This is a genomic window from Paenibacillus sp. P46E (genome assembly GCF_001909095.1).
Classification (GTDB): Bacteria; Bacillota; Bacilli; order Paenibacillales; family Paenibacillaceae; genus Paenibacillus_AQ; species Paenibacillus_AQ helianthi.
On the sequence record NZ_LVYZ01000040.1, the window covers coordinates 1 to 24,400 of the forward strand.

36 protein-coding genes are annotated in these 24,400 nt (G+C 45.2%); 1 reads left to right on the forward strand and 35 read right to left on the reverse strand.

Annotated features, from left to right (window positions below):
- Positions 1-583: 583 nt before the first annotated feature.
- The 12 genes from A3849_RS13865 to A3849_RS13920 all read right to left on the reverse strand — a co-directional run bounded on the left by A3849_RS13865 (position 584) and on the right by A3849_RS13920 (position 11,349).
- Positions 584-1,345, reverse strand: a complete 762-nt coding sequence (locus A3849_RS13865) for a SagB/ThcOx family dehydrogenase (protein WP_074111948.1) — start codon at positions 1,343-1,345, stop codon at positions 584-586.
- 191 nt (positions 1,346-1,536) lie between these two features.
- Positions 1,537-1,785 carry a hypothetical protein gene (locus A3849_RS13870; protein WP_074111949.1) on the reverse strand — a complete coding sequence of 83 codons (249 nt, stop codon included), beginning with the start codon at positions 1,783-1,785 and terminating at the stop codon, positions 1,537-1,539.
- Between the two features lie 183 nt (positions 1,786-1,968).
- Positions 1,969-2,418, reverse strand: coding sequence for a hypothetical protein (locus tag A3849_RS13875; RefSeq protein WP_074111950.1), 450 nt, complete (start codon positions 2,416-2,418; stop codon positions 1,969-1,971).
- Positions 2,419-2,498: 80 nt separating this feature from the next.
- Positions 2,499-2,993, reverse strand: coding sequence for an SRPBCC family protein (locus A3849_RS13880; protein WP_074111951.1), 495 nt, complete (start codon positions 2,991-2,993; stop codon positions 2,499-2,501).
- Positions 2,994-3,157: 164 nt separating this feature from the next.
- Entirely contained in the window at positions 3,158-3,745 is a 588-nt protein-coding gene (locus A3849_RS13885) for a nitroreductase family protein (protein ID WP_074111952.1), read from the reverse strand.
- Between the two features lie 27 nt (positions 3,746-3,772).
- Positions 3,773-5,743, reverse strand: coding sequence for an AraC family transcriptional regulator (locus A3849_RS13890; RefSeq protein ID WP_074111953.1), 1,971 nt, complete (start codon positions 5,741-5,743; stop codon positions 3,773-3,775).
- Positions 5,744-5,904: 161 nt separating this feature from the next.
- Positions 5,905-6,819 (reverse strand): DUF5692 family protein, encoded by a 915-nt coding sequence (locus A3849_RS13895; RefSeq protein ID WP_074111954.1) that lies wholly within the window; start codon positions 6,817-6,819, stop codon positions 5,905-5,907.
- Positions 6,820-7,110: 291 nt separating this feature from the next.
- Positions 7,111-8,370 carry an FAD-dependent oxidoreductase gene (locus A3849_RS13900; protein WP_074111955.1) on the reverse strand — a complete coding sequence of 420 codons (1,260 nt, stop codon included), beginning with the start codon at positions 8,368-8,370 and terminating at the stop codon, positions 7,111-7,113.
- A 6-nt stretch (positions 8,371-8,376) separates the two neighbouring features.
- Positions 8,377-9,414 carry a helix-turn-helix domain-containing protein gene (locus tag A3849_RS13905; protein ID WP_074111956.1) on the reverse strand — a complete coding sequence of 346 codons (1,038 nt, stop codon included), beginning with the start codon at positions 9,412-9,414 and terminating at the stop codon, positions 8,377-8,379.
- Positions 9,415-9,615: 201 nt separating this feature from the next.
- On the reverse strand, positions 9,616-9,714 hold the full coding sequence (locus A3849_RS33565; protein ID WP_372237766.1) for a hypothetical protein: 99 nt from the start codon (positions 9,712-9,714) through the stop codon (positions 9,616-9,618).
- 97 nt (positions 9,715-9,811) lie between these two features.
- The gene (locus A3849_RS13915) at positions 9,812-10,888 is read right to left on the reverse strand and encodes a hypothetical protein (RefSeq protein WP_143191815.1); all 1,077 of its coding nucleotides are present in this window, start codon (positions 10,886-10,888) and stop codon (positions 9,812-9,814) included.
- A gap of 236 nt (positions 10,889-11,124) precedes the next feature.
- Positions 11,125-11,349 carry a helix-turn-helix domain-containing protein gene (locus A3849_RS13920; protein ID WP_019908812.1) on the reverse strand — a complete coding sequence of 75 codons (225 nt, stop codon included), beginning with the start codon at positions 11,347-11,349 and terminating at the stop codon, positions 11,125-11,127.
- Positions 11,350-11,617: 268 nt separating this feature from the next.
- Between A3849_RS13920 and A3849_RS13925 the strand changes: the two genes are divergently transcribed.
- Complete coding sequence (locus A3849_RS13925) at positions 11,618-12,349, forward strand: hypothetical protein (protein ID WP_074111958.1); 732 nt, start codon at positions 11,618-11,620, stop codon at positions 12,347-12,349.
- Positions 12,350-12,362: 13 nt separating this feature from the next.
- Here the strand turns inward: A3849_RS13925 and A3849_RS13930 are convergent, their stop codons facing one another.
- The 23 genes from A3849_RS13930 to A3849_RS14020 all read right to left on the reverse strand — a co-directional run bounded on the left by A3849_RS13930 (position 12,363) and on the right by A3849_RS14020 (position 24,393).
- On the reverse strand, positions 12,363-12,575 hold the full coding sequence (locus tag A3849_RS13930) for a helix-turn-helix domain-containing protein (RefSeq protein WP_306010707.1): 213 nt from the start codon (positions 12,573-12,575) through the stop codon (positions 12,363-12,365).
- Between the two features lie 35 nt (positions 12,576-12,610).
- Positions 12,611-13,087, reverse strand: a complete 477-nt coding sequence (locus A3849_RS13935; protein ID WP_074111960.1) for an ArpU family phage packaging/lysis transcriptional regulator — start codon at positions 13,085-13,087, stop codon at positions 12,611-12,613.
- 67 nt (positions 13,088-13,154) lie between these two features.
- Positions 13,155-13,595 carry a hypothetical protein gene (locus A3849_RS13940; RefSeq protein ID WP_074111961.1) on the reverse strand — a complete coding sequence of 147 codons (441 nt, stop codon included), beginning with the start codon at positions 13,593-13,595 and terminating at the stop codon, positions 13,155-13,157.
- A 28-nt stretch (positions 13,596-13,623) separates the two neighbouring features.
- The gene (locus A3849_RS32885; RefSeq protein ID WP_178382691.1) at positions 13,624-13,776 is read right to left on the reverse strand and encodes a hypothetical protein; all 153 of its coding nucleotides are present in this window, start codon (positions 13,774-13,776) and stop codon (positions 13,624-13,626) included.
- Positions 13,766-14,818, reverse strand: coding sequence for a DUF5131 family protein (locus tag A3849_RS13945; RefSeq protein ID WP_074111962.1), 1,053 nt, complete (start codon positions 14,816-14,818; stop codon positions 13,766-13,768). Before A3849_RS13945 ends, A3849_RS32885 begins: the two co-directional genes overlap by 11 nt.
- 254 nt (positions 14,819-15,072) lie before the next feature.
- Positions 15,073-15,558, reverse strand: coding sequence for a hypothetical protein (locus tag A3849_RS13950; RefSeq protein ID WP_074111963.1), 486 nt, complete (start codon positions 15,556-15,558; stop codon positions 15,073-15,075).
- A gap of 23 nt (positions 15,559-15,581) precedes the next feature.
- The gene (locus A3849_RS32890) at positions 15,582-15,740 is read right to left on the reverse strand and encodes a hypothetical protein (protein WP_178382692.1); all 159 of its coding nucleotides are present in this window, start codon (positions 15,738-15,740) and stop codon (positions 15,582-15,584) included.
- A 2-nt stretch (positions 15,741-15,742) separates the two neighbouring features.
- Positions 15,743-16,222, reverse strand: a complete 480-nt coding sequence (locus A3849_RS13955) for a hypothetical protein (protein WP_074111964.1) — start codon at positions 16,220-16,222, stop codon at positions 15,743-15,745.
- A 28-nt stretch (positions 16,223-16,250) separates the two neighbouring features.
- Positions 16,251-16,970, reverse strand: a complete 720-nt coding sequence (locus A3849_RS13960) for a DNA-methyltransferase (protein ID WP_074111965.1) — start codon at positions 16,968-16,970, stop codon at positions 16,251-16,253.
- Positions 16,967-17,200, reverse strand: coding sequence for a hypothetical protein (locus A3849_RS13965; RefSeq protein WP_074111966.1), 234 nt, complete (start codon positions 17,198-17,200; stop codon positions 16,967-16,969). The genes A3849_RS13960 and A3849_RS13965 overlap by 4 nt, the downstream gene beginning before the upstream one ends.
- Complete coding sequence (locus tag A3849_RS32895; protein WP_178382693.1) at positions 17,191-17,334, reverse strand: hypothetical protein; 144 nt, start codon at positions 17,332-17,334, stop codon at positions 17,191-17,193. The genes A3849_RS13965 and A3849_RS32895 overlap by 10 nt, the downstream gene beginning before the upstream one ends.
- Positions 17,331-17,495, reverse strand: coding sequence for a hypothetical protein (locus A3849_RS32900; protein WP_178382694.1), 165 nt, complete (start codon positions 17,493-17,495; stop codon positions 17,331-17,333). The genes A3849_RS32895 and A3849_RS32900 overlap by 4 nt, the downstream gene beginning before the upstream one ends.
- A 14-nt stretch (positions 17,496-17,509) precedes the next feature.
- Positions 17,510-18,172 (reverse strand): hypothetical protein, encoded by a 663-nt coding sequence (locus A3849_RS13970; protein ID WP_074111967.1) that lies wholly within the window; start codon positions 18,170-18,172, stop codon positions 17,510-17,512.
- A 4-nt stretch (positions 18,173-18,176) separates the two neighbouring features.
- Positions 18,177-18,371: a hypothetical protein gene (locus A3849_RS13975; RefSeq protein WP_074111968.1), complete on the reverse strand. Its 195-nt coding sequence runs from the start codon at positions 18,369-18,371 to the stop codon at positions 18,177-18,179.
- Positions 18,372-18,387: 16 nt separating this feature from the next.
- Positions 18,388-18,756, reverse strand: a complete 369-nt coding sequence (locus A3849_RS13980) for a hypothetical protein (RefSeq protein ID WP_074111969.1) — start codon at positions 18,754-18,756, stop codon at positions 18,388-18,390.
- Between the two features lie 4 nt (positions 18,757-18,760).
- Positions 18,761-20,104, reverse strand: a complete 1,344-nt coding sequence (locus tag A3849_RS13985) for a replicative DNA helicase (RefSeq protein ID WP_074111970.1) — start codon at positions 20,102-20,104, stop codon at positions 18,761-18,763.
- Entirely contained in the window at positions 20,094-20,456 is a 363-nt protein-coding gene (locus A3849_RS13990; protein ID WP_143191817.1) for a replicative helicase loader/inhibitor, read from the reverse strand. Before A3849_RS13990 ends, A3849_RS13985 begins: the two co-directional genes overlap by 11 nt.
- Positions 20,395-21,204, reverse strand: coding sequence for a replication protein (locus A3849_RS13995; protein ID WP_074111972.1), 810 nt, complete (start codon positions 21,202-21,204; stop codon positions 20,395-20,397). Before A3849_RS13995 ends, A3849_RS13990 begins: the two co-directional genes overlap by 62 nt.
- A gap of 14 nt (positions 21,205-21,218) precedes the next feature.
- Complete coding sequence (locus A3849_RS14000; protein ID WP_074111973.1) at positions 21,219-21,938, reverse strand: hypothetical protein; 720 nt, start codon at positions 21,936-21,938, stop codon at positions 21,219-21,221.
- On the reverse strand, positions 21,939-22,691 hold the full coding sequence (locus tag A3849_RS14005) for an MBL fold metallo-hydrolase (RefSeq protein ID WP_074111974.1): 753 nt from the start codon (positions 22,689-22,691) through the stop codon (positions 21,939-21,941).
- Between the two features lie 12 nt (positions 22,692-22,703).
- Positions 22,704-23,072 carry a hypothetical protein gene (locus A3849_RS14010; RefSeq protein ID WP_074111975.1) on the reverse strand — a complete coding sequence of 123 codons (369 nt, stop codon included), beginning with the start codon at positions 23,070-23,072 and terminating at the stop codon, positions 22,704-22,706.
- Entirely contained in the window at positions 23,069-23,383 is a 315-nt protein-coding gene (locus A3849_RS14015; protein WP_143191818.1) for a hypothetical protein, read from the reverse strand. The genes A3849_RS14010 and A3849_RS14015 overlap by 4 nt, the downstream gene beginning before the upstream one ends.
- 74 nt (positions 23,384-23,457) lie before the next feature.
- Positions 23,458-24,393, reverse strand: coding sequence for a RecT family recombinase (locus A3849_RS14020; protein ID WP_074111977.1), 936 nt, complete (start codon positions 24,391-24,393; stop codon positions 23,458-23,460).
- Positions 24,394-24,400 lie beyond the last annotated feature (7 nt).

Consider the following 24,400-nt stretch of genomic DNA (forward strand, 5'->3'; position numbering starts at 1 on the left):
ACTTTATTCTTTCAGTAAGCATAAATCTAGATCTATTCTTTATTCCTTCAATTACACTCCATATTGAAGTAAGTAATACACCGATTATTGTTATCCAGACTGCGATCATTATGAATTCACCTCTCATCTTTAAGTGCCCTACTCGAATTTTCTTTATTCTTCTTTTACCGGTTTTAACTCAACACTGTTGTATTCACGAACTCGGAAGCATAAATGGTTCCTCATTCATAATACTTAGTGATACCTGTAGAATGATACTAACAAGAATAAATATATAAATTTTTCTCGTTAAGTTCTCCTTATCCTTATCTTCATATAGTAACTTGTTTTGTGGAATACTCTGCTCCCTAGCCATATGCTCTGAAGTGTATTTTTCAAGCTGTATAATAAAGGGCTCTCATCATGGATACTCACTTGGAACTACATCTCATTTCCCCCTCCAGTATATCATCCATTCAAAATAATGGAATTTAAAAAGGAGCCCTCAGGGTTGTTAACCTCAAGGGCTCCAATGCTTTTGGAGGCATCTATAATGCTGTCATTGTATTGAGAAATATATATCAAACAAGCTTGACCAGCTCAACTAATCCCGTTTCTTCCCAACCGCACTGAGATAGATTACAAATTCATCATCACCGTCTAATTCTAAAATCTCATCAATCAACTTTTGATCATAGATTCCAATGGCGCAAGCACCTGCACCGATAGATTCACTGGCTAAATAAAGGTTTTGACATACATGTCCAGCATCGATGAGGATTTTTTTATGAGCTGAAATATCATACTTCCATTCGGAGCGATAAGGTGTTGTGCTCCATGCAAACAGTACAGAGGCCTTTTTTGCAAAGTTAGGGACAAATGGCTGATCCAAAGTAATCGCATCCACCTTCTGTTCAAGTTCATCTAACTCAAACATAAATAATAGCTTATGCTCTACAGGAAGGTATCTGTAGATCCCTTGCTCAATGCCTTCTACCCGCATAATCACTAAATAGGTTTCAAATGTATGTGTCGCCCCACTGCAGGGTACCGTACGCAGCGTAAGCCCGTTCTTATTCATGCCCGTAATCCCTTGGGTAGCCCATAATAAATAGGATAACTCCTCCAGACTTAAAGTCTCCTCAGAATAAAACCTTGTACTTCTTCTCTGATCTATAATATCAAAAACGTTTTCTTTACACACAACGTCTTTGCTGATCTTTGGCAAAGCAATAATTAGCGATTTCGGATCATAGGCTTTAACAATTGGTGGTTGTGCAAGCCCTTTGATCTTATCTGTTTTTATATGTTTGAATTCATGAAAATTAGATTTCAGAAAGTGCCTTTGTTGTTCATACCTAGTCATAACAGATCCTCCTAAATTACTTTTATAGCTATAATTTATCATGTCATAAAAATTAGATGGTGATCGAACGCACTATTCAATTGTTTTGACGAGTAAACTACAAAAAACCTCCCTCACCTCTAAGGGTAAAAGAAGGCATAACGCATCGCTTCTGTATCAAGAGGGCGTATGCCCGACGCGTGAATATAATGTTATAGGATGACCCCTATTAAATCTTGTTGGTCGCCCTCTCTAGGATCTTCAATCCGTATCCACTCAACTTCTCCAAATACTTCTTTACAGTAATCTTCAGCTTCTACTAGGGTTTCAAACCAATAATCTTGGCAACATGGCAGATCCTCTATGGTTTCATATGTAAATAGGTAAACTTCTTGATCGGCTTCATAGATCATAATTTTCTTCACTTTATCTTTAGATTGAACAATGGCATATTTCCTCATAGTCATCCCTCATATTTATTGGATTCGGGTGTTTCCTATAACGTTCCTGCATTCACGAACCCGGGGAGCTCTCTGCCTGATACCACTTCCTCGAATTATCTACTGGCAGTCTCAGGGCCGAATGGCCCGCAGTGTGAATATACTGTTATACAAAGGGAGTCTTGAGATACCCTCAAATCATGGTCACTTAAATAATTTCTTTATATTTCTCAAATCTTGTTCAAATTTATTTAAATATTCCCGGTCGTATTCAAATGATCCGCTCAATATTGTTTCACTTAATTTATTATTCAAGTACTTCGTTCTCTTAATTGTGTAATTAATTATAAATAAATCTTTTTTAATACTAATCATTGATAATTTAAATTCTTCAGGACTCATTGAACTTAAGCTCAAATTACCCTCTCTGCTATTCATCGTTTCTTTGAGGCTTTCATAAAATTCCTCAAGTATATTCTTTTCTATCCAAATTTCAATTGAACCTGTAAATGAATGATCAATGACATCTACTAAAAATGAAATTGATGGATATCTTTCAGTTTCAATGTCAATGAAAGTGAACTGCAAACTAGACCTACGATCTAAAGAAAACAAAATAAAATCAAAATCATTAATGAGCTTTCTTGTGGTCATTAATCTTCACTCCCTTATTAATTCCATGCTTCAGCAACGGTTCCAACGGACTCGAAGTGTGAATATGCTATTAGACGATGTCAACGCCTACTTGAATTTCTCCTATAACAAGTTCTTCCGGATCTCTCTTCTGCAATTATCTTTAGTTGATTATTTCTATGTTCTAAAAATCTCTTCATATAGTTTTTTAATATTATTCTTTCGATGATCCATCCCACAATTCCTAACGGGGCTGTAAATGTTAATGTATCTGTCATTACGGTCTTCCCGTTATATTCTTCAAATTTATGTTCATGCCTTAAACTTTTAAAAGCTCCTTGCATCATTTCGTCTACAAAATAATACGGTTTCTTGAACGCGGTAATTCGCGATGTTAATTTCTGTCTAATTAAAAAGTGAGAAGCCTGAAAGGTTACGATGTCCCCTTCGTTTATCTTCCCGGTTATTGTGCCTGCCACTGCCTTTTCCTTGGTATGTTTCCATACGGTTTGGGTATGTAATTCGATATCTCTGGCTAAGTCAAAACAAAGAGATATGGGAGCATCTATTATAATTTCAGTCTTTACAGTAACCATACAGAACACCTCACTCAATGAACATAATTTAATAAAGGCCTTCTTCTCACGCTCATATGCGTATAATGTTTAGTATAGCAACCATTCTAAATACTGGGAATAAAAATGGAGCCTTCAAGGTTATTTAACCTCAAAGGCTCCAATATTTTTGGAATCATCTATTACTATTGCTGCTTTTCTCCGTCTAGGGACGAGATACAGGTCAGCAGTTCCCGTGCGGGTGTACGAGGACGGGGCTTAGGAATCTTATCCTGATCGAAATAACCAAGATGAAGCGTGCCGATGATTCTCTCGCCTGGCCTCACGCCTGTCAGTCTGCTGAAATCGGGATCGAAATTATATTCATTCGTCTTCCACACTACGCCAATTCCCTGCTCCCATGCCAGCAGTTGTACGTTCTGAATAAGGGCTGAGCCTGCCCCCACAGCGTCTTCCCATTCCCGTTGTCTGGGATCGGCTTCAATTACAACAAGCAGATGGGCTTGAATACGCTCGCAATAATCGTTCCGCAGCTTCTCTTCCCAGCGCTCCCGCTCGTCCTTGGAGAACGTATACAGGACCGCATCAGCAAATTTCTTCCTTCCCTCTTCCATAAATAAGATGAATCGCCACGGCTCCTTACGTGAATGTACCGGTGCCCACACGGCTGCTTCCAACAAATTTACGATCGTTTCTTTTGCCAGCAGTTTTTCATTGAACTGACGAATGGTTCTTCTTTCACGAATTAGCATCTCTATTGCGGATGTTACCATATCGGTTGATCCTCCCGTCACATTCCCTTATTGAGTGAGCCAATGCACCGCTTCGTCGATCATTTTACTTTGTCCGATCGGACCGCCCGGGCCTTGGAACCATAAGCCGTAGTCAACCATATAGACATGGTTGTTTTTAACAGCCTTCAGGCCTTTCCACACTGCAGTTTTCTCCAACTCACTTGTTTCTTCCGGGTCTGATGACAGGAGGAAAATATGGTCCGGATTAATAGAAGGCAAAGACTCCATCGAGATAATCTGCATCGATTCAGCCGGATCAGGTATAGAAGGAGGTGGATTAAGGGCGAGATCATCATAAAGAACCTCATAATTCCGTTTACTGTAATACCGCACTTCTTTATCGGATAACCGCAGAAACATCACTGTCTCATCTCCGATAGCTTGTTTGATCTTCTCACGGGCGTCTGCAGCTTTTTTCTCATATTCTTCAATAACCTGCTTGGCTTGTTCCGTTCTGCCTAACATTTCCCCCATTTTTAGCAAGCTCGTTTTCATACGAATAACGCCTTGCTCGTCCTTCACCTTTTCTGCCAGCAAGGTAGGAGCAATTTTACTGAGACTTCCGTAAGCATCACCCATGAAGTCCTGGCCAATAATAAGATCCGGATCTGTCGCTAATATACTTTCAAAATTCGGATCCACCTGCCAACCCAAATTCATTTTCCCTTCCAATTGATCTGACAGATAGGTAGGAAACTGATCGCTGCCTTCTTCATTACTCGATGCAGCCTGGGGTACAATGCCGAGAGCAAGTAAATAGTCCGTAGCGGCCGGGAACAGTGAAATAATGTGCTTGGGCTCACCCTTAATGACAGTTTCTCCCCATGCATGCTTAATCACCCGCTCCTGTAATGCAGGCTGATCCGTAGATTGTGCAACAGCAGTCGGTTGCGCACTGCCGTTCTGTCCACTCCCGCTTGCTGGCGAAGTATTCTGAGAGGAGGAGCAGGCAGCTAATAATAGTGTAAGGCTGAGTATCAGTAGCATCGTAACGGATTGTCTCGATTTCATGAGCGTACGTAAGTCTCCTTCTCGCTTATATTGATAATGATTATCATCATCAGTAGGATTATAAGCGCGAAGTTTATGTCTGACAATGGACAATTCTGATCTTCCTATAGTAATATCCTGACTCACAGGCAGACTGATGCACACCTGTTTGAAACGGCCTGGCGATACCCCTACCTGCTTTTTGAATAAACGGTTGAAATAAATAACATCCGGGATACCTATACCTTCGGCAATTTCCTGGAGGGATGCGTCCGTACGCAACAACAGCTCCTTGGCTTTGTTCATTCGAATCTGAGTTAAATATGCGATTAGACTGCTTCCTGTCTCTTTCTTAAAGATTCTCGACAGATGCCCTGCGCTGCAGTCCAGAAGTTCCGCCAATGGATCGACCATAATCGGTAGTGCATAGTTTTCATGAAGGTAACGAACAGCCTGGGCGACCAGATTGGGCTTGGCTGTATGAATATCCTGCATATTTAGCTGTCTCATCAATTCGTTAATAAATTGGTAAAATAGCGTTTTTACCTGGAATTTCGCAAACTCATCTGTCAGCCTCCAATATTGGTCTATTTTTTGGACTTTGTCGTATAAGTCGGTGGGATAGCTTGGAACAAAAGCATATTGGACATGAAATGGAGCATGCTGCTTTAATAGCGCTTGAATCTCACGGCTGCCCGACAAAGACAGATTAGCCCGATACAATATTATGTAATATTCAAAGTGATTATCCGTGAGGGTAATATCCAAACATACTCCCTTACCTCCATGCAAGACTTGCATCTTATCAACTGCGTATGTGGTGCCGTCCAGCGTAACTGCCGCACTTCCCCGTATCGTATATAAAAACCCGCTGACTGGCAATCGATAGGCATTAACTTGTTCGCCGGCGCGCAACACCCTATGCCGTACATCCCATATTTTGATCGAGGCCAGATTCCAAAGCCTAATATGTTCTTCTAAGTCCATCGCTTCACCTTCCATAAAACTTTATGCATGCTAAAACCAGCAAAACTTGCTTACATTTTTACTAATACCCATTCTATCGATAATCATTCTCAACCACAACAAAAAAGATGTTCCGGCCAAGGCTGGCCCGGAACATCTTATAATGCAGGGAGGTATTTCTTTTAATTCATGTCTGCGATGGCTTTGTAAGCCGCCAAATCTGTGTATACCTCCACTTTAAGCGGATTACGTTTATGTTTGAATATTTTATAGAAGTGATAACCAATCACGGCTATGTTAGCAGCCAAGGACAACGCACTCACAACCCATAACGCTGTTTCACTGTGTGAGGACTCTACGGAAAACTTCGACTCCCCGACAAAGGTCGGGAACGACATCGTAAACATCATCCAAATCGCCAGGGTCTGCGCTCGATGCTGTAACCAGGCACCTTTTTTGAAGAAGAACGCCGGGATGGTGCATGAGATCAGCAGTGCGGCACCTGCATAGAAGGAATGGTCAGAGACCGCATTATATACATAAGCAAAATTCCAGAGATCATACGCAATAATCCAGAACCAGAGCTGATCCGGCCACACCATATCCTTGCTCTTGTCTTTACTGATTACAATGCCCATCCAGCCGGAGATTGTAATAATGTTCAAAATACCTGCGATCCCGTTCATAATGTTCCAGGGACCACCCACCATCATCACTCCGTCAACCATACCGTCCAAACTGTATACCTGGAAATCACGGATAACTGCTTCCAGAATATTCACGGCCAGAATGATGGCCGGAAACATCAATATGTATTTATTACTGCTCCAGCCCTTCACAAACCGGATCGCCATGAAGCCTAAACAACCGGCCAGCGCAGAGTATACTTTGACCCAATGAAACCACGTTCCCACACTTGAACCTTTACCTGCCGTATCCGGCCAGACCGCGAGGGTCAGAACAATCGGAACAGCTAAAAACAATAATAGCGAAACCCATTTGCTCTTGCGGGCAATTTCATTGACGAGCATTAATCCTCCAAGTACCACAAACCACATTAGAGCAGAGTACCAGGGAATAGATTCGAATAAAAACATGATTTACTCCTCCTTATATTATGTATTCAATGTGTGACTTAGCTCAAGAATAATCAAAGTGTCAGGTTCCATCAAACTTTACAAAACATTGATAAATCAACGTTTTACAAGTCTCCTTTCATGTTAGGTTTACACTGCGGTTTTGCCCGGAATTCCCCAAGGTTCTACCGCGGGCTGATGATTTTAATAGATTCTATAGCTTTAGAACTACATGTTGTAAACCTATCCCCAAAGTAAAAAAACCTTGCCCACAAAGTGCTTTGTGAGCAAGGCCAGTATTAAATATTATGGTTAAAAAAATCGGTCGACCAGGTATTTCGTATATACGATACAGTTCTCAAGTGTGGGGAAGTTCATGATTTCTCCGGCATAATACATCTGGTTTCTCCCCTGCATCAGGTCAAGCTGTTCATAAAAGCCTGCACGGAGCGCAGCAGATTCCACATGGGGAAAATGCTCCCACCTTTTCATCATATAGAAACGGATATTGGTTCCTCCGAGATCCCTAAGCTTCGTTTCCACAGCCTCACGCATCTCCTGATCGGTCATCTCTTCATTCTCGGCTACATAAACAGTGATCAAATCCGTAGTTCCCATATCTGCCCACCGGTAATACCAGGCCATCATCTGCCCCTTAGACTCCGGGCGCATATTACCTGGAATATAACCTGAAAGCTCAGGGATTCCTTCAACCCTATAAGCGTATACACGAAACCGCTCATAGGTAATAAGCTCCAATATCCTCTTATCTGCCGCAGGTAAATCAACGATCTCACTAATATGCTGCAATGAAGCTGTATAAATAACTTTATCAAAATAAAGCGCAGACTGACTGGTTTCCACCCGCACCTTGCCGTTTGGTTCGCAGTCCATATGGAGTACTTCGCAGGTCAGACGCAGGTCCTCTACCTGGTCTGCCATACGTCTAATGAGTTCAGTAACCCCTTTGGGCCAGGTGATCATATGCGTAACTTCAATAAAGGAGAGCAGGTTATCGAAGCTTAGAAATTTCAGAACATAGGCCGCAGGTACATCATAAATACTGCCAAAGCCAAAGGTACTGAAGTAATGCATATAGACCTGCTTAATGACAAATAACTCGTTCTCATCGCACCACAAGGAAAAGGGCTGGCACAGGTCCTCCGGCAAATGGAGAAGGCCCGGTTCATTTAAACGCTCGTAGCGTTTGGAAATCTCCGGCAACCGTTTGAACTCCTGTGCAAAAGCCTGCACCTGATCCAGAGGAATCTGCGAGGTCTGCCTTCCGTTCGTATTGAAAAACCCCCGCTCCAGTAAAGGCCCTTTGTCCATGAGGTCAAATTCCATCATCAGGTTCTTCGTATGGGCATAGGAGGGAAGTCCGAACAGCGCGCCCATTTCATACGTTTTCCCTTTATACTCAATGGAAAAGCACTTTCCTCCTACACGGTCTGATTTTTCAAGGATGGTAATATGGGTGTAGCCCTTTTTAGCCAAATAATAGGCAGCAGAAACCCCGGAAATCCCTGCACCGATAATACAAATTTTGTCTTCGCGCTTCATGTTGTCCATCTTCCGTTATCTCCTTGTAAATAACCATAGTGGCAAGGTCTCCTGCTGTCCTGTACATTCAAGTGCTGCATCCGATGGTATTTTGCCTTTATTAGGACCGTCTGTGATCTTTCTGTTGAAGTTATAATAATTCAAGTACACTTGTAAGCGGTTTTCCAGCATTTCAAAGGAATTGATCGTAGGATCTCCCCAGGCCTGCTGGTAAAATTCCTCCGTCAACACTGCAACAAATTGCTGCAAAGGCTGAAATATCTCTGCATTTTTCGCAGTAACAGCTACTTGATTAATATTGTTTTTATGTAAAAAGTCACTATATTTATGTTTGCCTCTATCCCAGTTCGTTGTGAATTCGCGGCTTTTGTGCGTCACCAGATTGTCGATCTCAAAATGCAGCGACTTCATTAAGGGGATAACCTTCAGATGCATGAAATCAATGAAGTGCATAGTAGCTTTACGGTTATAGAGCTTGACTAATCCTATCGTTGAGTAGACATCATATATCACATATTGATATACTTTTCCGATTTGCGGGAACTCCCCCATATAATAAATACTTTGCTGGCAGATATAGCCGGGGTGGACATGGTTCGGATCCTTCATTTTATAGTCCAAAAGGTCTTCTCTTACCTTGCTCTTTGGAACTTTAGCAGCTGTGTCACTCTGCCATTTCTTCCCCTTGATTTCTTGGGCATAGGCCTCCCGCTGCGCCCTCTTGCTAAGTCCGTGCCGGCGCAAAACATTGTATATCCCCGATTCGCCTACCTTCTCCCCCTCGTCCTGCAATTCATAATAGATACGCTTCGGACCATCTGCAGGAAACTTGGCAACATACTGTAAAATCAGTCTTTCTGTGCGCTTGTCCACTTTATTGGGCATTACCGGTTTTTTTTCTTTCTCTGTAAGTCCATCCATACCCTGTTTTTTATATGCATTTTGCCACTGATAATAAATGGTCCGGGAAATGCCGAACTCTTTGCAGGTTTTACTCACATTTTTGCTAGTGGTTCCTTGCAAGAGGATCGAATATTTAGTTTTCGCATTCAATGTGTCCACCCCCAGTCTTTATATTATACATACCCGGCCTTTTGAGCAGCTTAATTTCTTATACTTAAGCGGTCAATATATTCAGAACCCTGCTTAGAAAGGCTCAGCCATATCCTTGCAAAACATCCACACAACAAAAAACCTCCCCTCACCCCAAAGGGTAAAAGAAGGCGTAAACGCGTCGCTTCTGTAGCACGGCAGCTATATTTTCAGCTCCCCAAGCTTGATCAGCTCGACAACCGCTTGCGAACGGCCTTTGACGTTTAGTTTTTGCATGACGTTCGTGATGTATTTTGAAATGCACTATAACGGATTGTTATTTCTTAACGAATGCCTCCGCGTTTGCCCCTATTCAAGTGTTCGTTGACATTTACTTTTAAGGTCTATCTCTAAAAATTCATTTTATTTGTAATGATATTATTTTGGGTAACACGAATCCTTCTTCAATGCCTAAGAAGTAGCCCATATGATTAGCTGCATTATAGCCGAGAAATTTGGAACCTGAATTCAACCCTGTTTGTTTCAAGGCGATTTCTGTTCCATTAGACTGATACAGACTCCATAAGTTATTTCCTAAGTCCTGAACAAAAACATAATCTTCAACAACTTGTGTATCCCAGCCAGAGGTTTGATTAAGTACTTCGTTAAATAGCGAACTGTAATCCACTACTTTTTCCCCAGAATTAAGCTTGTAAAGCGAAAAAAAAGTTTGCTTATCTGTTGAAATAGGGTGAGGAGCATTTGCAGGATATACTTGAGAGTAATCCCAGTAGGTTGATATTAACAATTTATTCTGATCTTTAATCATGAAGTCATAATCGGTATCAAAATTATTAATGGTGCTTATTTTTTTGGTATACAAGTTTATGATACGTACAAAATAATCTTCAGCCATGATCCTCTGACCACTATATTTAATTACGAGGTATGGATAATTCTCATACTCCCAATCATCTACATTTACGTATTCATAGTTAGGATCCATCAATTTGGCATCAAACTTTACCAAAGGTATTTTACTCGACTCCTGATAGAGGGTAAATAGATTTCCTTGTTGGACTATCAATCTCTCGTTAACTGCGTTATTTGGGGCTACCCATTTAACTTTAACATCTTTAGGAACAGTCAGAGCATATTCAAAAGAACTGATCTCAACACCATTTTCATTAAACACATGTTTTTGTATTTTGTTTAATCCCGTTTGAGTGAGAACAATAATTTTGTTTGGCTTAAAAACTGAATGAACATCTAGAATAATCTGTTTTATTTTCAGGTCTTTTATGATTTCACCTTGTACAAGATCCACTAACTTAAGTTGGTTATTGGATTTGATGAGTACTTTTGTATCACTAATTTTATAAACATTATTCCTTTCTTCTAGCATTCCTTTTGTAAAACCATTTGTGACTTCAGCTGAAAATCCTGATAGCATAAAAATGCTCGATATCATGACAAATACAAAAATTATTTTCACGCACTTGTTCCCCACTAATACATCCCTCCATTTACAATTAATTATATTATTTCGATATATTGAAGTAAACAATGAAGGCCACTGCTCTATTCGGGATAGGGGGCGTTCCTAGACTCATAAAAAAAAGAATAGGACAGCGACATCACGCATTCCCCCTTACTCCACACAACAAAAAACCTCCTCTCACCCCTAAAGGTAAAAGAAGGCGTAAACGCGTCGCTTCTGTAGCACGGCAGCTATATCTTCAGCTCCCCAAGCTTGATCAGCTCGACAACCGCTTGCGAACGGCCTTTGACGTTTAGTTTTTGCATGACGTTGGAGATGTGGTTGCGGACGGTTTTTTCACTGATGAATAACAATCCGGCAATATCCCGTGTGGTTTTGTCCTGCACAAGAAGCTCGAATACTTCGCGCTCACGATGCGTCAAGAGAAATTTGCTGTGATGTTCGTTCCCTTTCAATGGTATTAACACCGTATCTTCCCCAATGCTTTCGGTTCCTTTTATATCCCCTGTAATCGGCTCAAATAGGCGTCAGTACTGGGTTTTCCCTCCTTATATTCCCGTCTAATTCCTGTACGTCCCTCTGAATATTTGCACATTTAGCACCAATATTAACACCATTTTTCTCAAAGCAACCATTTCTTATAATTAACATATTTCTATGCATATTTCAGAACATGGATGTACAATTGAAGTACGTTAAACATGTGTACTAGGGAGGAAAAATATGAACTTGTCAGACAAAGCAATAGAGATGTTTGAGAGTTTGAATAAACAGGATATTATTGAGGATATTTTAGATTTTGAGGATTTTCATAAAACTTATCACATCTCGAAGCATAAGCCTCTGCCAGAGAGACCAGAATTACTATTAGGCCAAAACGGTATTCATTATCTACAAATGTCTTTGTACAGATCAAGATTACTATTGGATGGACTAATTGACTCCATTAACAATAACAATGTTTTGGTAGGAGTTCTGTGTACAAGGGCTCATTTCGAAACAAGCGCGGGTGTAGGTTATCTTCTGAAGAATCTTCGTGGATACTACAATAAAGATATTTCATTTGAGAATTTGGAGTTGACACTTTCAAGATTGCTTTTAGGAACCAAGACTAAAGGAGGATTAGATGATGCACCTGATCCTGTCAATGTATTAACGATGATTACTGCTGCAGATAAATTATTTTCCGAATTATCAAAACTTAGTGAACCGCTGTTTAGGACTTATTATGATTCTCTTTCAGAGTTGTGCCATCCAAACAGTTTCGGCCTTCAACTATCAGGAGGAATAAACAAGGTGGGAATAGTTAGATACCGTGGTTTAAATGAACCTTATGAAGTAGATATTCATACTTCAAGTTTATTTCGAGTGTCCTCAGCTGGTTTCAAAGCATTTTATAAGGAAGCCCGTAAACTTTTAGAAGTGAATGAAGAATTGCCAATAGAGATTAAATAAAAAAGAGAAGCAGCTATGAGCCCTGCTTCTCTTCATTTCTCCCTAAGAACCAGTTTACAAATGGCTCCCGTGGAATCTTTATCGATCTTCCTATTTTGACCACATGAAACTGTCCTGAATTACATAAATCATAAGCCTGGTTTCTGCCAATATCTAAGAATTTCTGTATATCCTCCACCTTTAAAACTGGAGGGAGGTCGTCTGTGCTAAGCGAATTCATCCCCATCACCTCAATTAATCATACTGTCGAAAATGGTTGTCTTATTCCTTCCTTTTCCTTTTGTTGCCCCTGAGTCCCGTTTCTTCATTTACAACCTGTATATTAAGGTTCAGCGCTAATTTATAAAAAGCCTTCCATTTTAGCTGGTAGTAAGTCGCCTCGCTTATTGGTCTTTCAAATGCGTTATTGTACACGATATAATCGAAATCACAATCCGTATTAAGGTAGCGCTCAGTAATCAATATACGTTCGCGTTTCGGGAGTAACCTCACAGCCTCTTCGATCCTTCTGCAATACGCGCGGCGGGCTGCAGGTTCATCAACATTGTAAGTAGCTATATTTCCTGTCTGGTCACTTGTTATGCCCGTATTACTCCTAGGAGTAGCAGACAATTCAGCTGTTGTTTTAACTTCCTTTTCCTCAAACACCGTTGACTTATATACTCGGTACTTTTCAAGCGCGGCATCTACTGCTGACCGCGTTGCTTTCCTGTCAAACTCAGGCAGCTCAAACGACATCTGTGTCACCGTATCACCTCAATCTGTGAAAAGAATTCCCCCGGCAGAAGCCGGGGAGTGTGCTATCTTACAACGGCAGGTCGTCTGCATCCTCACCCATTGGCGGTCCGTTCTCCTCGTCTAAGTCGCCTGGATAACCGTCGCCGTCCTTTTCTTCGTCAGAATCCTCGCCGTCCTCAGGATCTTGATTGTCATGCTCTTCCTGATCGTCCCCGCCATTCTCAGCAGCTGCTGCAGCCTCCTCCAGCGTCATTTGTCCAGAGTTCACATGAGCAGTCCCATCCTTATCAATCGTGCCAGAAACGCCCTGGTGTGTCTGCTCCGGCTTGTAATCATCCAGATCCGCCTGCGAGCTACTGAAGCTCACGAACGCCACACCTGTATTTTTGATGTTGCGAAGAATGGACACCTGCTCATCTGTGATATTGCCGTCAATGGTCAGGGTAATAACGTCTTCTTTGGCACCGAATTTGATATCCTTGATCTTAGTGGTTACGTTGGTTTTCATTTATAATTGCTCCTCTCAAATTTGGGTTTTATGAAAAAATGACAACTGCGGCCAGCGCGAGAATACCGGCGATACAAATAGCAGACATATGCATGCTGCCTTCTTTATTTCTGTCCATTTCAGCAATGGAGCCGATTAATGAGATAATAACGATGATTGCGAATATGATCTTAACCCACATCTGTAGGCGCTCCTTCCGGGAACTGATCCCATGTTTTGCCGTCCAGTTCCCGGCCCGCAGCCTGCTTACCGATTCGGCAGACGGATGTGTCAGGGTCGAAGTTGTACCAGGGCTTGCCTTTAATTCCGGGCTCATTGCAGCGTAGCGCGTGAGTCTCTTTCCATTCACCCCACTGTTTGAAGAAGAACGGGACACCTGCAGCCTGGCACTGGTCCCGCAGCTCCTGCACCCACCATGGATGCATTGGCCGGGCCTTGCTGCCACTCTCTCCGCCGACAATGACCCAATCTATTCTTGAGGGGTCGCCATCCCCTCCATACCAGCCCCGCAGTGCGCTGATACTTATAGCAGGCTTGCCGCGTTCCGGTGCATCTGAGAGCTGCAGGGTGATGTGATTAAGATCAACCGCCCCCAACAAAGGCTCGCAGCTCAAGAACCGGACGGCCGCCGGAGTCTGTAGCAGCAGGGGAATGCGCTCATCTGCTGCCTGCTGGTTCTCGACGCTCACACCAAACCAAACATTCGGGAGCGGCCAGGCTACCGGGTGCGCCGCGACAGAGTGATTCGAGATAACACCCGGTCCATGGATCAAACCAGCAGGTAGGCTGCAATCCCCATGACCGCCAAACTCCTCATACATCTGCATAGCCAAATGGCCTATTGTCTCGTCCTGATCCTTGACCGTGAGATATGTCCGCATTCTTTCCGGCCGTTTGGTGAGAACTTGGAAAGTATGATGTGGGCATAGCGCCATCACCGCGAATACCCGGTCAATATAATCGTCCGGAACGTCCGGGTGAAATAGATCCGACATGCTGTTAACGAATATCTTCCGGGGCCGCGTCCACCGCAGCGGTTGCTCCAGCTTATCTGGCCGTAGTGTCACCTTAAAGCCGGGTTCAAAGTAATGCCCCTCTACACCCTCGAAGCGCTCCGTGAACGTCTTGGCATAGCAATTGCGGCAGCCTTCGCTGACTTTGCTGCAGCCAGTGACCGGGTTCCAGGTCGCGTCTGCCCATTCAATGCCTGTCTTGTCGCTCATACTGGTTATGCCTCCCCTAAATTGATTTCATTGTTCTTCCAGCGCCGATATTCTTCCAATTCCCGCAGTAGAGCCTCATTCTCCTGGCGCAACGTGCGGCTGCCCTTGCAGGTAGAGTGCCGCATATGGTCGCCGGTCCAAGCTATTTCGTCCTCAAAGACCAACCACCTGCAAATATAGCAATCTCCTAAGATGCAGCCGCTTGCCACGCTATCAGCTCCTTTATAGGGGGAGAGGGTGGTTAACCCTATCCGTTATTCGCTAGAACCCACGATTTGCGGAAACTCCGTTTCCCACTCCAGAAGTTCTTTCAGCGCCATTTCCCCGTCTTCTTCCCAATCCATTTTTTTGTCCATCGGTAAATCGACAACTTTGTAATCCTGCCATTCCTCTTCTGGTATTGTGACTTCTGACCGATACCAAGCTGATAACTCCTCATTAGTGCCATAACCAGCGACGATATCAGCCCGGTCTGGTCCGATGGCGACGGCGCGAAGCTCTCTGTACTCGATCAGTTTGGCTTGCGGATCTGGTTCGCAGAAATCCCCCGGCTCTTGGCCTGCCTTACGTGCGTCATGCAGTGAATCAAGGACCCTGCCGATGTATTCGTCCGATAAGGTGTACAGCGCGGGTTTTTCGCCTCCCTCAAGCAGCTTCTTGGCCTGCTCCAGCGTGATTACCTCGCCGTTGTGGTTGATGTATTGTCCTTGCTGTAAATTGTTGATATGAACTGTTTCCATCGCTCGTTCTCTCCTTATAGGGGCTATGCCTGTTTTATTTTGACTATTGCCTCACCGATCAGTTCGCCGTTCGTACCGCCGCATTCCGGGCAAGCCGGTTCTTCCAGCTCGTCCTCCGGTATTTGCTCAATAGCGTATTTACGTCCGCATTCGCACTTGTAAACGTCCCATTGTCCTTTCACGACTATCCCTCCTTGTTTGGCCGCCACGAGGTGCCCCTTTTCTTTGCCGCTTCCCACGCCTCTTTTGTCCAACTGGCGAACTGTTTCGAATGCCAGTTCATAAATTGCTGCTCAGCGTCTCTGTTTTTCCAGACCCACGGTGTCCACTGAACGTCTTTTTCTCCCCACAGCTTGAGTCTCCATCTGCCGGGGTGAGACAGCATGTATTGCTGCTCTATGCAGTTTGGATTGACGACGTTTCTTGCTGGTAGTCCCGGAGGTTCCCCGGCACCTCCGAAATGATATGGTGTTTTTCCGGGTCCTTCTATGATCAGAAAAAGCCCTTGTGGTTCTCCTGATCCGGACCAGTCCAGCCATTCTTGATAAGCGATCAGGTGCAGTGCCTGCATGTTTGGGTGCTGCTCAATTGGCTGAACGTCGATCTTTGCACCTGCCCATGCAGTTTCCAAAAAGTCTGCGAACAAGTCCAATTGCTTCAACATGATCCCTCCCAGGGGCTATAATAGCCCCTTAGAATAATTGCTGTTGTATGATTGCTGTCCGCCGCCTGGAAAGCTCGACGTACTCTGGTTCTTTTTCAATACCGATACATTCCCGCCCGCAGCTCAAGGCAGCAATTAAAGTCGTTCCGCTTCCAAGGCAGTTATCCAGGAGCGTATCTCCGACATTGCTGAATGTTTCAATGAGATATAGGAATAATTCAACAGGCTTTTGAGTAGGATGCTCTTTTCCTTCCTGCTTGGCGTAAACATCAATTATCGTTGTCGGGTGATAAATATCGTTTACCTTGTCTAAGCGTTCGAATTTCCCATAATTTGAACTCATATGTCCAGTTGCCTTTCTTCTCAATTTTCCTTTGCGCATCTGAGGGTTGTACGTGTAATTGCCGTTCGATGCTTTGGAAAATATGAGAATGTCTTCGTGTACATTGAGCGGCATCTTATTAGCATTAAGGAACCCGGTACCCAAGCGTTTATCCCATACCATGCTGTATTTGAATAGTTCAGGCTTTGACATGACAAGCATTGATGTGAATGGTTGCTGAGCCGTTAGAACAATAACCCCATCGTCTTTTATGACTCTTTCGTACTCCTGCCACAATGAGGGCAATGGAATCAACACATCCCATTTGTTTTGCGTTTTCCCATAGGGTAGATCACAGAGAATCATGTCGATTGATCCGCTTTCTATGGTGGGCATAATCTCCAAGCAGTCGCCTTGTAGGATCATGGGAACCTCTCCCTTACCTGTTTGTATTCTTGAGGCCGCAGTATTCGGTAATATCCGGTTAGCGCCTCATTGTTTTGCTGGTGGATCACTCCCGTGAACACCCCGGCAGCCTGCAGCATAACCTCAATCTCAAACTCGCTGCCTGCAACGATGTAGGTGCGGAGTTTGTTATCCCGGCCGCATGCCTGCTTGATGGTGGGCACCTCTGGAGTCCAGGCTATTACAGCCACATCATCAGCAGCCCCAGCACTGCCAACATCAAGCTAAACCTTACAAGCACCTTTGTAGGGCTCGGCAGTTCCTCTGCCTGTACAGTGCCGATGATCCAGCCGTTGTCGTCCCGTAGGCGTATGACTGTTTTCATCTTGGATACACCTTCTTCATCTTGTAATTGACCCGGCTCCAGCGCTGCCGCAGCCTGCGCTTCAGCTCCGTTTGCGCTTCTTGTCGGTATACCGGGTGCGCTTCAAGATCGACATACCCGATTTCTTGCAGCTGCTGAATCGTTGCTTTTCTCCAGTTCAATGCTGCCCACCTCCTTAAAATAAGCTCCCCTGACCCGCATTTTGGGTGTGACTGCCCGCCGCCGCAGGCTTCCCTGGGCGTTTGTTCGTTGTTGGCTTCTTCTTTTGAGCCGCTTTGTACCCTTCTGGATCTGTAATTGCCCATATCACTTCCTGCTGATATATGGGGTAGATCTCCCGATCTTGCCCATTCTTGACGTTATAGACTGCCTCGGCAATCCTCGCCAACACATATGCGTCAGCTATATTTTCCGTTCTAGGCTTATCTCCCCAGCGGGATTCAACCTCAGCCATTACCAGGCGTTTAACTGCTTTCCCGTCCAGCCTGACCTTGCTCCCGGGTACGCCTTCCCACTCGGAGACGTTCACGAATTTTTTTAATTGGTTCGGCGTTGCAATAATGAAGCCGCCGACTTTTCGGTCAGTTGCCAATCGCGCACCCCAATTGAATCCGGTAGTTACTTTGTTAATATCGTGCTTTGCTTCCATTGCAAACCCTTCAATACAGACATCATCTTCGGGCTTTAAATAGCGATATACTTCGTTAAAGATCATGTTTATACGAGCCGGGGCTGTCGCCCCTTTGCCAACAAATTCGGTCCAGCCAGCCAGTTTCCCATTGGGGCTGATAGCAACAAATCCTGTATGCGTTGCTGGGTCAATGCCTACAAATCTCATACCCTCACTCCTTCCGGCTCCAAGGGATCAGAGGCATGATCTGCATGAAATGTTTCCGATCATGATACGGCATCTTCTGTTGGTTGTAATATCTCTCCGTTTCTTCCCGTATCAATTCCCTGTGCTCTGCGCACAGCGGCACAAGCGCCCATGTCTGCAAAGCTGCTGCTTTGCAATCGGGATATCTGCAATCTCCCATCTATCGAAATCTCCTTTCAATCATCCAGCCAGCCGGACAGGCGTGACACTGTCGCTTGTACAGGTGCTTCTTCCACCGGAGCAGGGACTGATTCACTACTTGCCGGCGCTTCTGGATCTTTCACCTGCTCTACCAGAGGGGCTTGTGAAAAGTCTCGGTAAGGAAATCCAAGGCGTTCATACACCTGCTTCAATCCTGGAAAGGTCACTACCAATTCACTCCGTCGATACTCACGCACAGATTCAACGGTCCGGTCATAGATTAGATTTTGTCGCTTGCGTTCATCGTCCGGCATGCCGCTTAACGGATCATCCAGTTCAGCAGCTATGGAGAACAACCCCTCACGCGCTCGTTCATATTGCTCATCATCTTGAATTAATTTCATCCGGTCACCTTCTACGTTTTTGCTCTTGCTCTTGCTCTTTGACCTTCTTCATCAGCTCATATAGTGCGTCCTTGTCGAGATCCGTAAAGCGCCCATTTTTCCGGTTAAAAAGCATTTGAATGGTCCGGGTCCCTATTTTCCGGCCCTTGGCTACTATCAGTTCAATAACGCCCTTTAAAACCGTTTCCGGGGTGTAGTAATCATCCCGATATAAAAAGATAATGACATCAGCATCAAATTCGATATTTCCCGATTCCCGCAGGTCTGACATCAGCGGGCGCTTATCCTGCCGCTCCTCGCATTTACGGCCAACAGAGGAGATTGCTACAACTGGAATATCAAACACACGGGCCATCTGCTTCAGCTGTTTCGATACATAATTCACGCGGTCCGTATTATTCGTGAAACTCTTTTCACTCTCAATCAGCTGCAGATAGTCGATGTAAACTATTAATCTTGGGAATTTCTTCTTCAACACTTTGACCTGACGGCGAATGTACTCAATGGTCATACCCGGAGTGTCGTCAATGTAGAGTGGAAGATTATCCAACATATCGAGTGCCTTGTCGTAGTTCACCCAATCCGTCTCTGATAAACGCCCGGTTCTCATCTTTGAGTTGTCTATCCCACCGATAGCGCATATATGCCGCTCGGTAACATCAGCACCCGGCATTTCCGCTGAGAATATTGCGGTTGTCGTTCCTTTGCTGGCTGATTGAATCGAATCACATACGATGAAAGCAGTCTTACCAATAGATGGCCGGGCTGCAACTACAATAAAATCGCTGTTTTGATGCCCCCCGCTCATTTGATCAAACTCACTGCTTGCCGTCTTTGCCCCCGTTAAACCCTGCCGATTGGCCCGCTCACGAAGAACCTTATGATGATCAACAAGCGTATCCGCCATCAGTACCGGGCCGGATTTATCAGGGCCAACTCGTATATCTGCCAGCTTCTGCAAGCTTTCCAAAGTGTCAGCCAGATTGATATCATCCCGAGTTAATGCATATTGGAGGGCTTTACGCGCCTGCCTATCAATATGAGCTTTGCGTACAATGGTCTGATACTGCTCAAAATTGGCAGTAGTTGGTGTGGATATTTGCAACTGCACCAAGTAGCTAATACCGCCAATTTTCATAAGCTTGCTACCCCAATGTTCCGCAAGCAGTACCAGGTCGAACGGATTAGGCTTGTTAGTGAAAAATTCATACGCCCATCGAAGTGCGTCCATTATTAGGCCGTGGTTATCTTCTGGGGAAAAGTCCTCCCCCTGGAGGTAACAATCATCCATGAGATCCGGCTTAGCTAAAAGCGCCCCGAGGACCGCCTGCTCCGCCTCAATGCTCATTTACATTCAGCCTCCGCTTCTCGTCCAGTTTCCTCCGCTTCTGGAGGATGTGATCCGGCATAGGCACCGCCGTCTGGCTATACGCTTCAAATAGCAGCTGATCCTCTTGTTCTTCAAGCCGTAAGACTTCATAGAAAGATGGCTCTGGTGCCTGATCATCTGCCAGCAGTTCTGCTATTGTTGGGGCGAATTTACTGGAGCGTATATGGCGGACAAGTCTCCCCTGTGCATCTTTATAATCCAGGTCCTGGAGCATAAGGTGCCAGAGCTTTACCCCAGGCTCTGTAATTTCAAAGTAGGGGTAAGCGGTCTTGACCATTGCTAAAAAGTTCGCCATTTCCGTTTGCTTCACGAGCCGCCCCCTCCTCGTAAAACTGATTTAATATCTGCATTTCCTGTTCCTTCTTCTGAGTTTTTGAAACAGGCTTACCCTTTGCCTGGTCCCGTTTGATCCAAACGCGGATTGTCTTGTTGTGGTCCTTCTTCTGCTGTTTGGCCGTCTTGTTCGTTTGCCACTCATCCAGGGCCTCGATCATGTCGTCCACTGTCTTTTTTGAGAAATCGGCGCAGAGCTTTTCATACTGCTCTGTGGTTAAAAAGACAGTGTCCGCATATGCCGTTTTTCCTGCTGGAATTTGCATATATATCTCTTCTTTCTTTAAAGTTTTCTTTCTTTCTTTCTTGGGGGGTGAACCGTCCCCCTCTACTGGGGGAGGATTAGCCCCCTCACCGGGGGAGGATTGACCCCCTGAGGATTCCGATTTTTTAGGGGGAGGACTCTCCCCCACAAGCCACTGCGAAAAGTACTTGTTAAAGCCGATCATACGAGACCGCTTGCCGTGGGCCACCTTGGTGATCTTAAGCACCTTTCGCTCCAGCAGGCGGTTAAGCTCCCGCTTGATTCCCTTTGGATCTCCTTGGATGGCTTCGGCCAGGAACGTGACGGACAACTCATGCGACTTGCGATTGAATCCGTAAGTGTAACGCCAGACGATGAGTAAAATGCTGTACTGCGTCCCGTTGAATTTTCGCCGCGCCACCTCTTCTAAGATTTCATTCGCTATTCGCGTATATGGTTCGTCAAGCTTCTGTCCTGGCATTTATCCCACCTGCTTCAAAAGGGCGATTCGTAATTCTGCTGCTGGGAGGAATCCGCTGTGTAACCATTTACGAGGGCTCTTAGCAACACCTCGCAGCCACCAAGATATTTTCTTGTATCCAGCATTGTGAATTTTCTTAAAACATTGAAGTTATCAATGTAAAACTGATTCTTCAGCTCCTCTGTTCGATCAATGAAATGGATAATGCCGAAATTCGAGAAGTTCGCTACGCCGCGTAGGTTTTCAATTGCTCTCACTACATCCCCCGGTAGTTTTACCTTATGCTCGTCAACACTCCGTTCGATCTGCTGCAGGAGCAAAGAAAGCTCTTCGTGCAGTTCTACGTTACGCTTTTCCAGCGAATCAACCCGTTTCGCAAGACGAGTCTTGCGCACCTCCAGGGCTGTTATATTGTCTTCTAGGACAGCGTTATTCTCCTGCAGTAGCCCGATCTTACGGGCATTCTCCGTTATCTTCTGGCCTGCTGCCGTCAGGTCATTGATGAGCTTTTCCTTAACCCGGAGCAGCTCAGCTTGTGCTGGCAACTGGCCTGTCTCGACATAAGCACTATATGGAAGAATCTCGCCCGAATGTGCGCCGTAAATAATCTGAGCTTCTTTACAAGGGCTCAGTGGCTGCAGAAACCCGTATTCCTTTGAATTAAGATACCTTGCTGCATATGTGCCCGCTGGCACCTTACCGCTTTGCTTTAAAACTTTAATTTCGATTGGCATTTATACGACCTCCAAATGATAATGAGTTCCTTCTAAAAAGCCCTTCCGCCGGAGCGCTGCCTTAACGGTTGCCTCAGCCAGCGTAGGCATGTTATTACTGCTGGATAAGTGCGTAAGATAAATCTGTTCGCCGCTGCCTCTGATTAGCTCCGTGAGAGCTGCAGCTGTCTGCTCGTTGCTTAGATGCCCCAGATCAGAGAGCACCCGGGCTTTGACGCTATCCGGATAATTTGACTCGGCCACCATATCCCGGTCATGATTTGCTTCAATAATATAGATGCTGCCCTCCATCATCGCCAGCATGTCATTGTCCAGCTTGCCTGTATCAAAGACCACGCAGGCGCGGGGGCCGATGTCCGGTTCGATGGCATAGCCTACGGGCTCATAAGAATCATGGTGGGTATGGAAGGGGTAGACTGTGACTCCGCCGAGGTAAGACGGCTCATAATCGCCATATCTTGTTTCAAGCGTCCGTCGGAGCCGTTCATCAACGCCGCTAATCCCCTTCCACTCGCCCACCGTGGCGTATACGGGAATACCGTACTTATTCGCCAGCGGCAGCCCTTTGGTGTGGTCTCCGTGGGCGTGGGTGATGAATATCGCCGTGATGCTGTCCGGCCTGATAGCGACCTCAAGCAACCGCTTCTCAATCTTGGTTTTGGCTATACCCGCGTCAATAAGGATGGTCTTACCTGCCGTTGTCAGAGCGATGCAATTGCCTGCCGAGCCGGAAGCCAGGATATCAACTTTCATGCTTTGGACACCTCAATCCAGCCTATAGTTTTCCTCGGGGTGCTCAAGTGCATAGTCCCAAGAACTGTTATCAGCCATCCCGACCAAAAAGCCACAACGCAAGCATGTTTCTTTAACCCACACCTCGGGATACTCGGCCATATTTCCCGTTGTTTTTGAAGATTCACACCCGCAATTAGGGCAAAATTCATCCGATATATCTGCAGGTTCAGGGTATTTGCTCTTGGTAACGATCACAGCAGAAAGACGTTCTTTCAGAGCTCGTTTGGTCATTTTCGGACCGAGAATATATTTTTTTGTTTTTCTAGATACCTGCTGAGCATTAGCCCCGTGTTTGTAGAAAAAATATCTAATGTGGCGCATCTCGTTCGTTTGCTTCATATTGGCCGCTCCTTCTTAATCCGATTTTGCCATTCCTTCAGGTGCTCGCAGCCCCGGGCCGGCATCTCGTAATGCCTGCGCCCCTGGACAAACGACACGAACATATCAGTGGACCTTTCATAATAGAAACCGTTCAATACTGGTTCTACTGGCCTCTTAACCGCCTGCTGTCGAGCTGCCGGAGGGCTAAGGTCGGCCCCGCCAAATAAGTCCAACTGCTCGACGCTGTCTCGCTTGGCGATCACCAGCACCCCCTGCCAGTTCCCGGTAACAGCGAGGGCATACCCGCAAGCGGCGGATATACTCCTCACGGCCGGGATTGATCTCATTACCGCAGATCATACAGTCCGGGCAGAGCACATATATCTCAACAACTGGACCCGCATCAGTCTGGGAGCTCATCATCTGCCTTTTGTGCGGCCAACTTATCAGCAATGTGAATATCCATCAATTTCAGGTACCCGGTCAGTTCTTGGAGCGACGGTACATCCTTCTTCATTTTGCAGAACTGCGTCATATGGGCCTCCATGCCCGCCTTATCGGTAATGCCTAACTGCTTGAATTTTGCCTTCATTTCAGCACGGGCTTGGCTCAGCCGCTCCTCCTCGTTTGGCGCTCCACCCGCCTGCGAGCCGGCATTCTTCCCGCCTGGGTTAATTATTTCTGGTTCAGAAGGTGCCTGCGGTGTTATATCCGTACGCTGGTAGGGGTCATACGCCGGAGTCGGCTCCGCTCCATCGTTGTCGTCGAATCTCAACCCAAATGCTGCCTTCATCGCTCGCTTGACCATGTGCTTCTTGAACATGTCTTTGAAGTTGTTGGTCCACATCGTCTTTTGCATACCGATGGCCGATTTTTTGAAGTGATCCACTTCCGCGACGTCCATCAGAACGGTGAAGGGCTTAAACCCTTCTTTGTACGCAATGGCATATCCGCCGATAGGCTCGCCTGTTGGGAATCCCCCAGAGTGCTCGTCAATCGCAATGTAGTATCGCCCGTCTGTATCCCGCTCCTGGTGATACTTGAACTCGTCATTTGCATGGACAATCTGAACATCGTACCCCTGGTATCCTTCCATTTCCTTTGCTTTACGCACATGATAGTCAACCGCAAACTGCCAAGTAAGCTTTCCCTGGTAAACGGTAGGGTGAATTTCACCGATCAGTGGATTTGCATCGGCTGCTTTAGCAACACCCATAAAAAGCTTGAATTGTGCTTCGGTGCAGTCCTTTGCGATGGTTTCATGAACGGTCTTGATGTCTTCGGCTGTGAGTCCCCCGAAAAGATATGAATTATATGAAGCAAGTTGGTTTTGAGCCATGAATTAT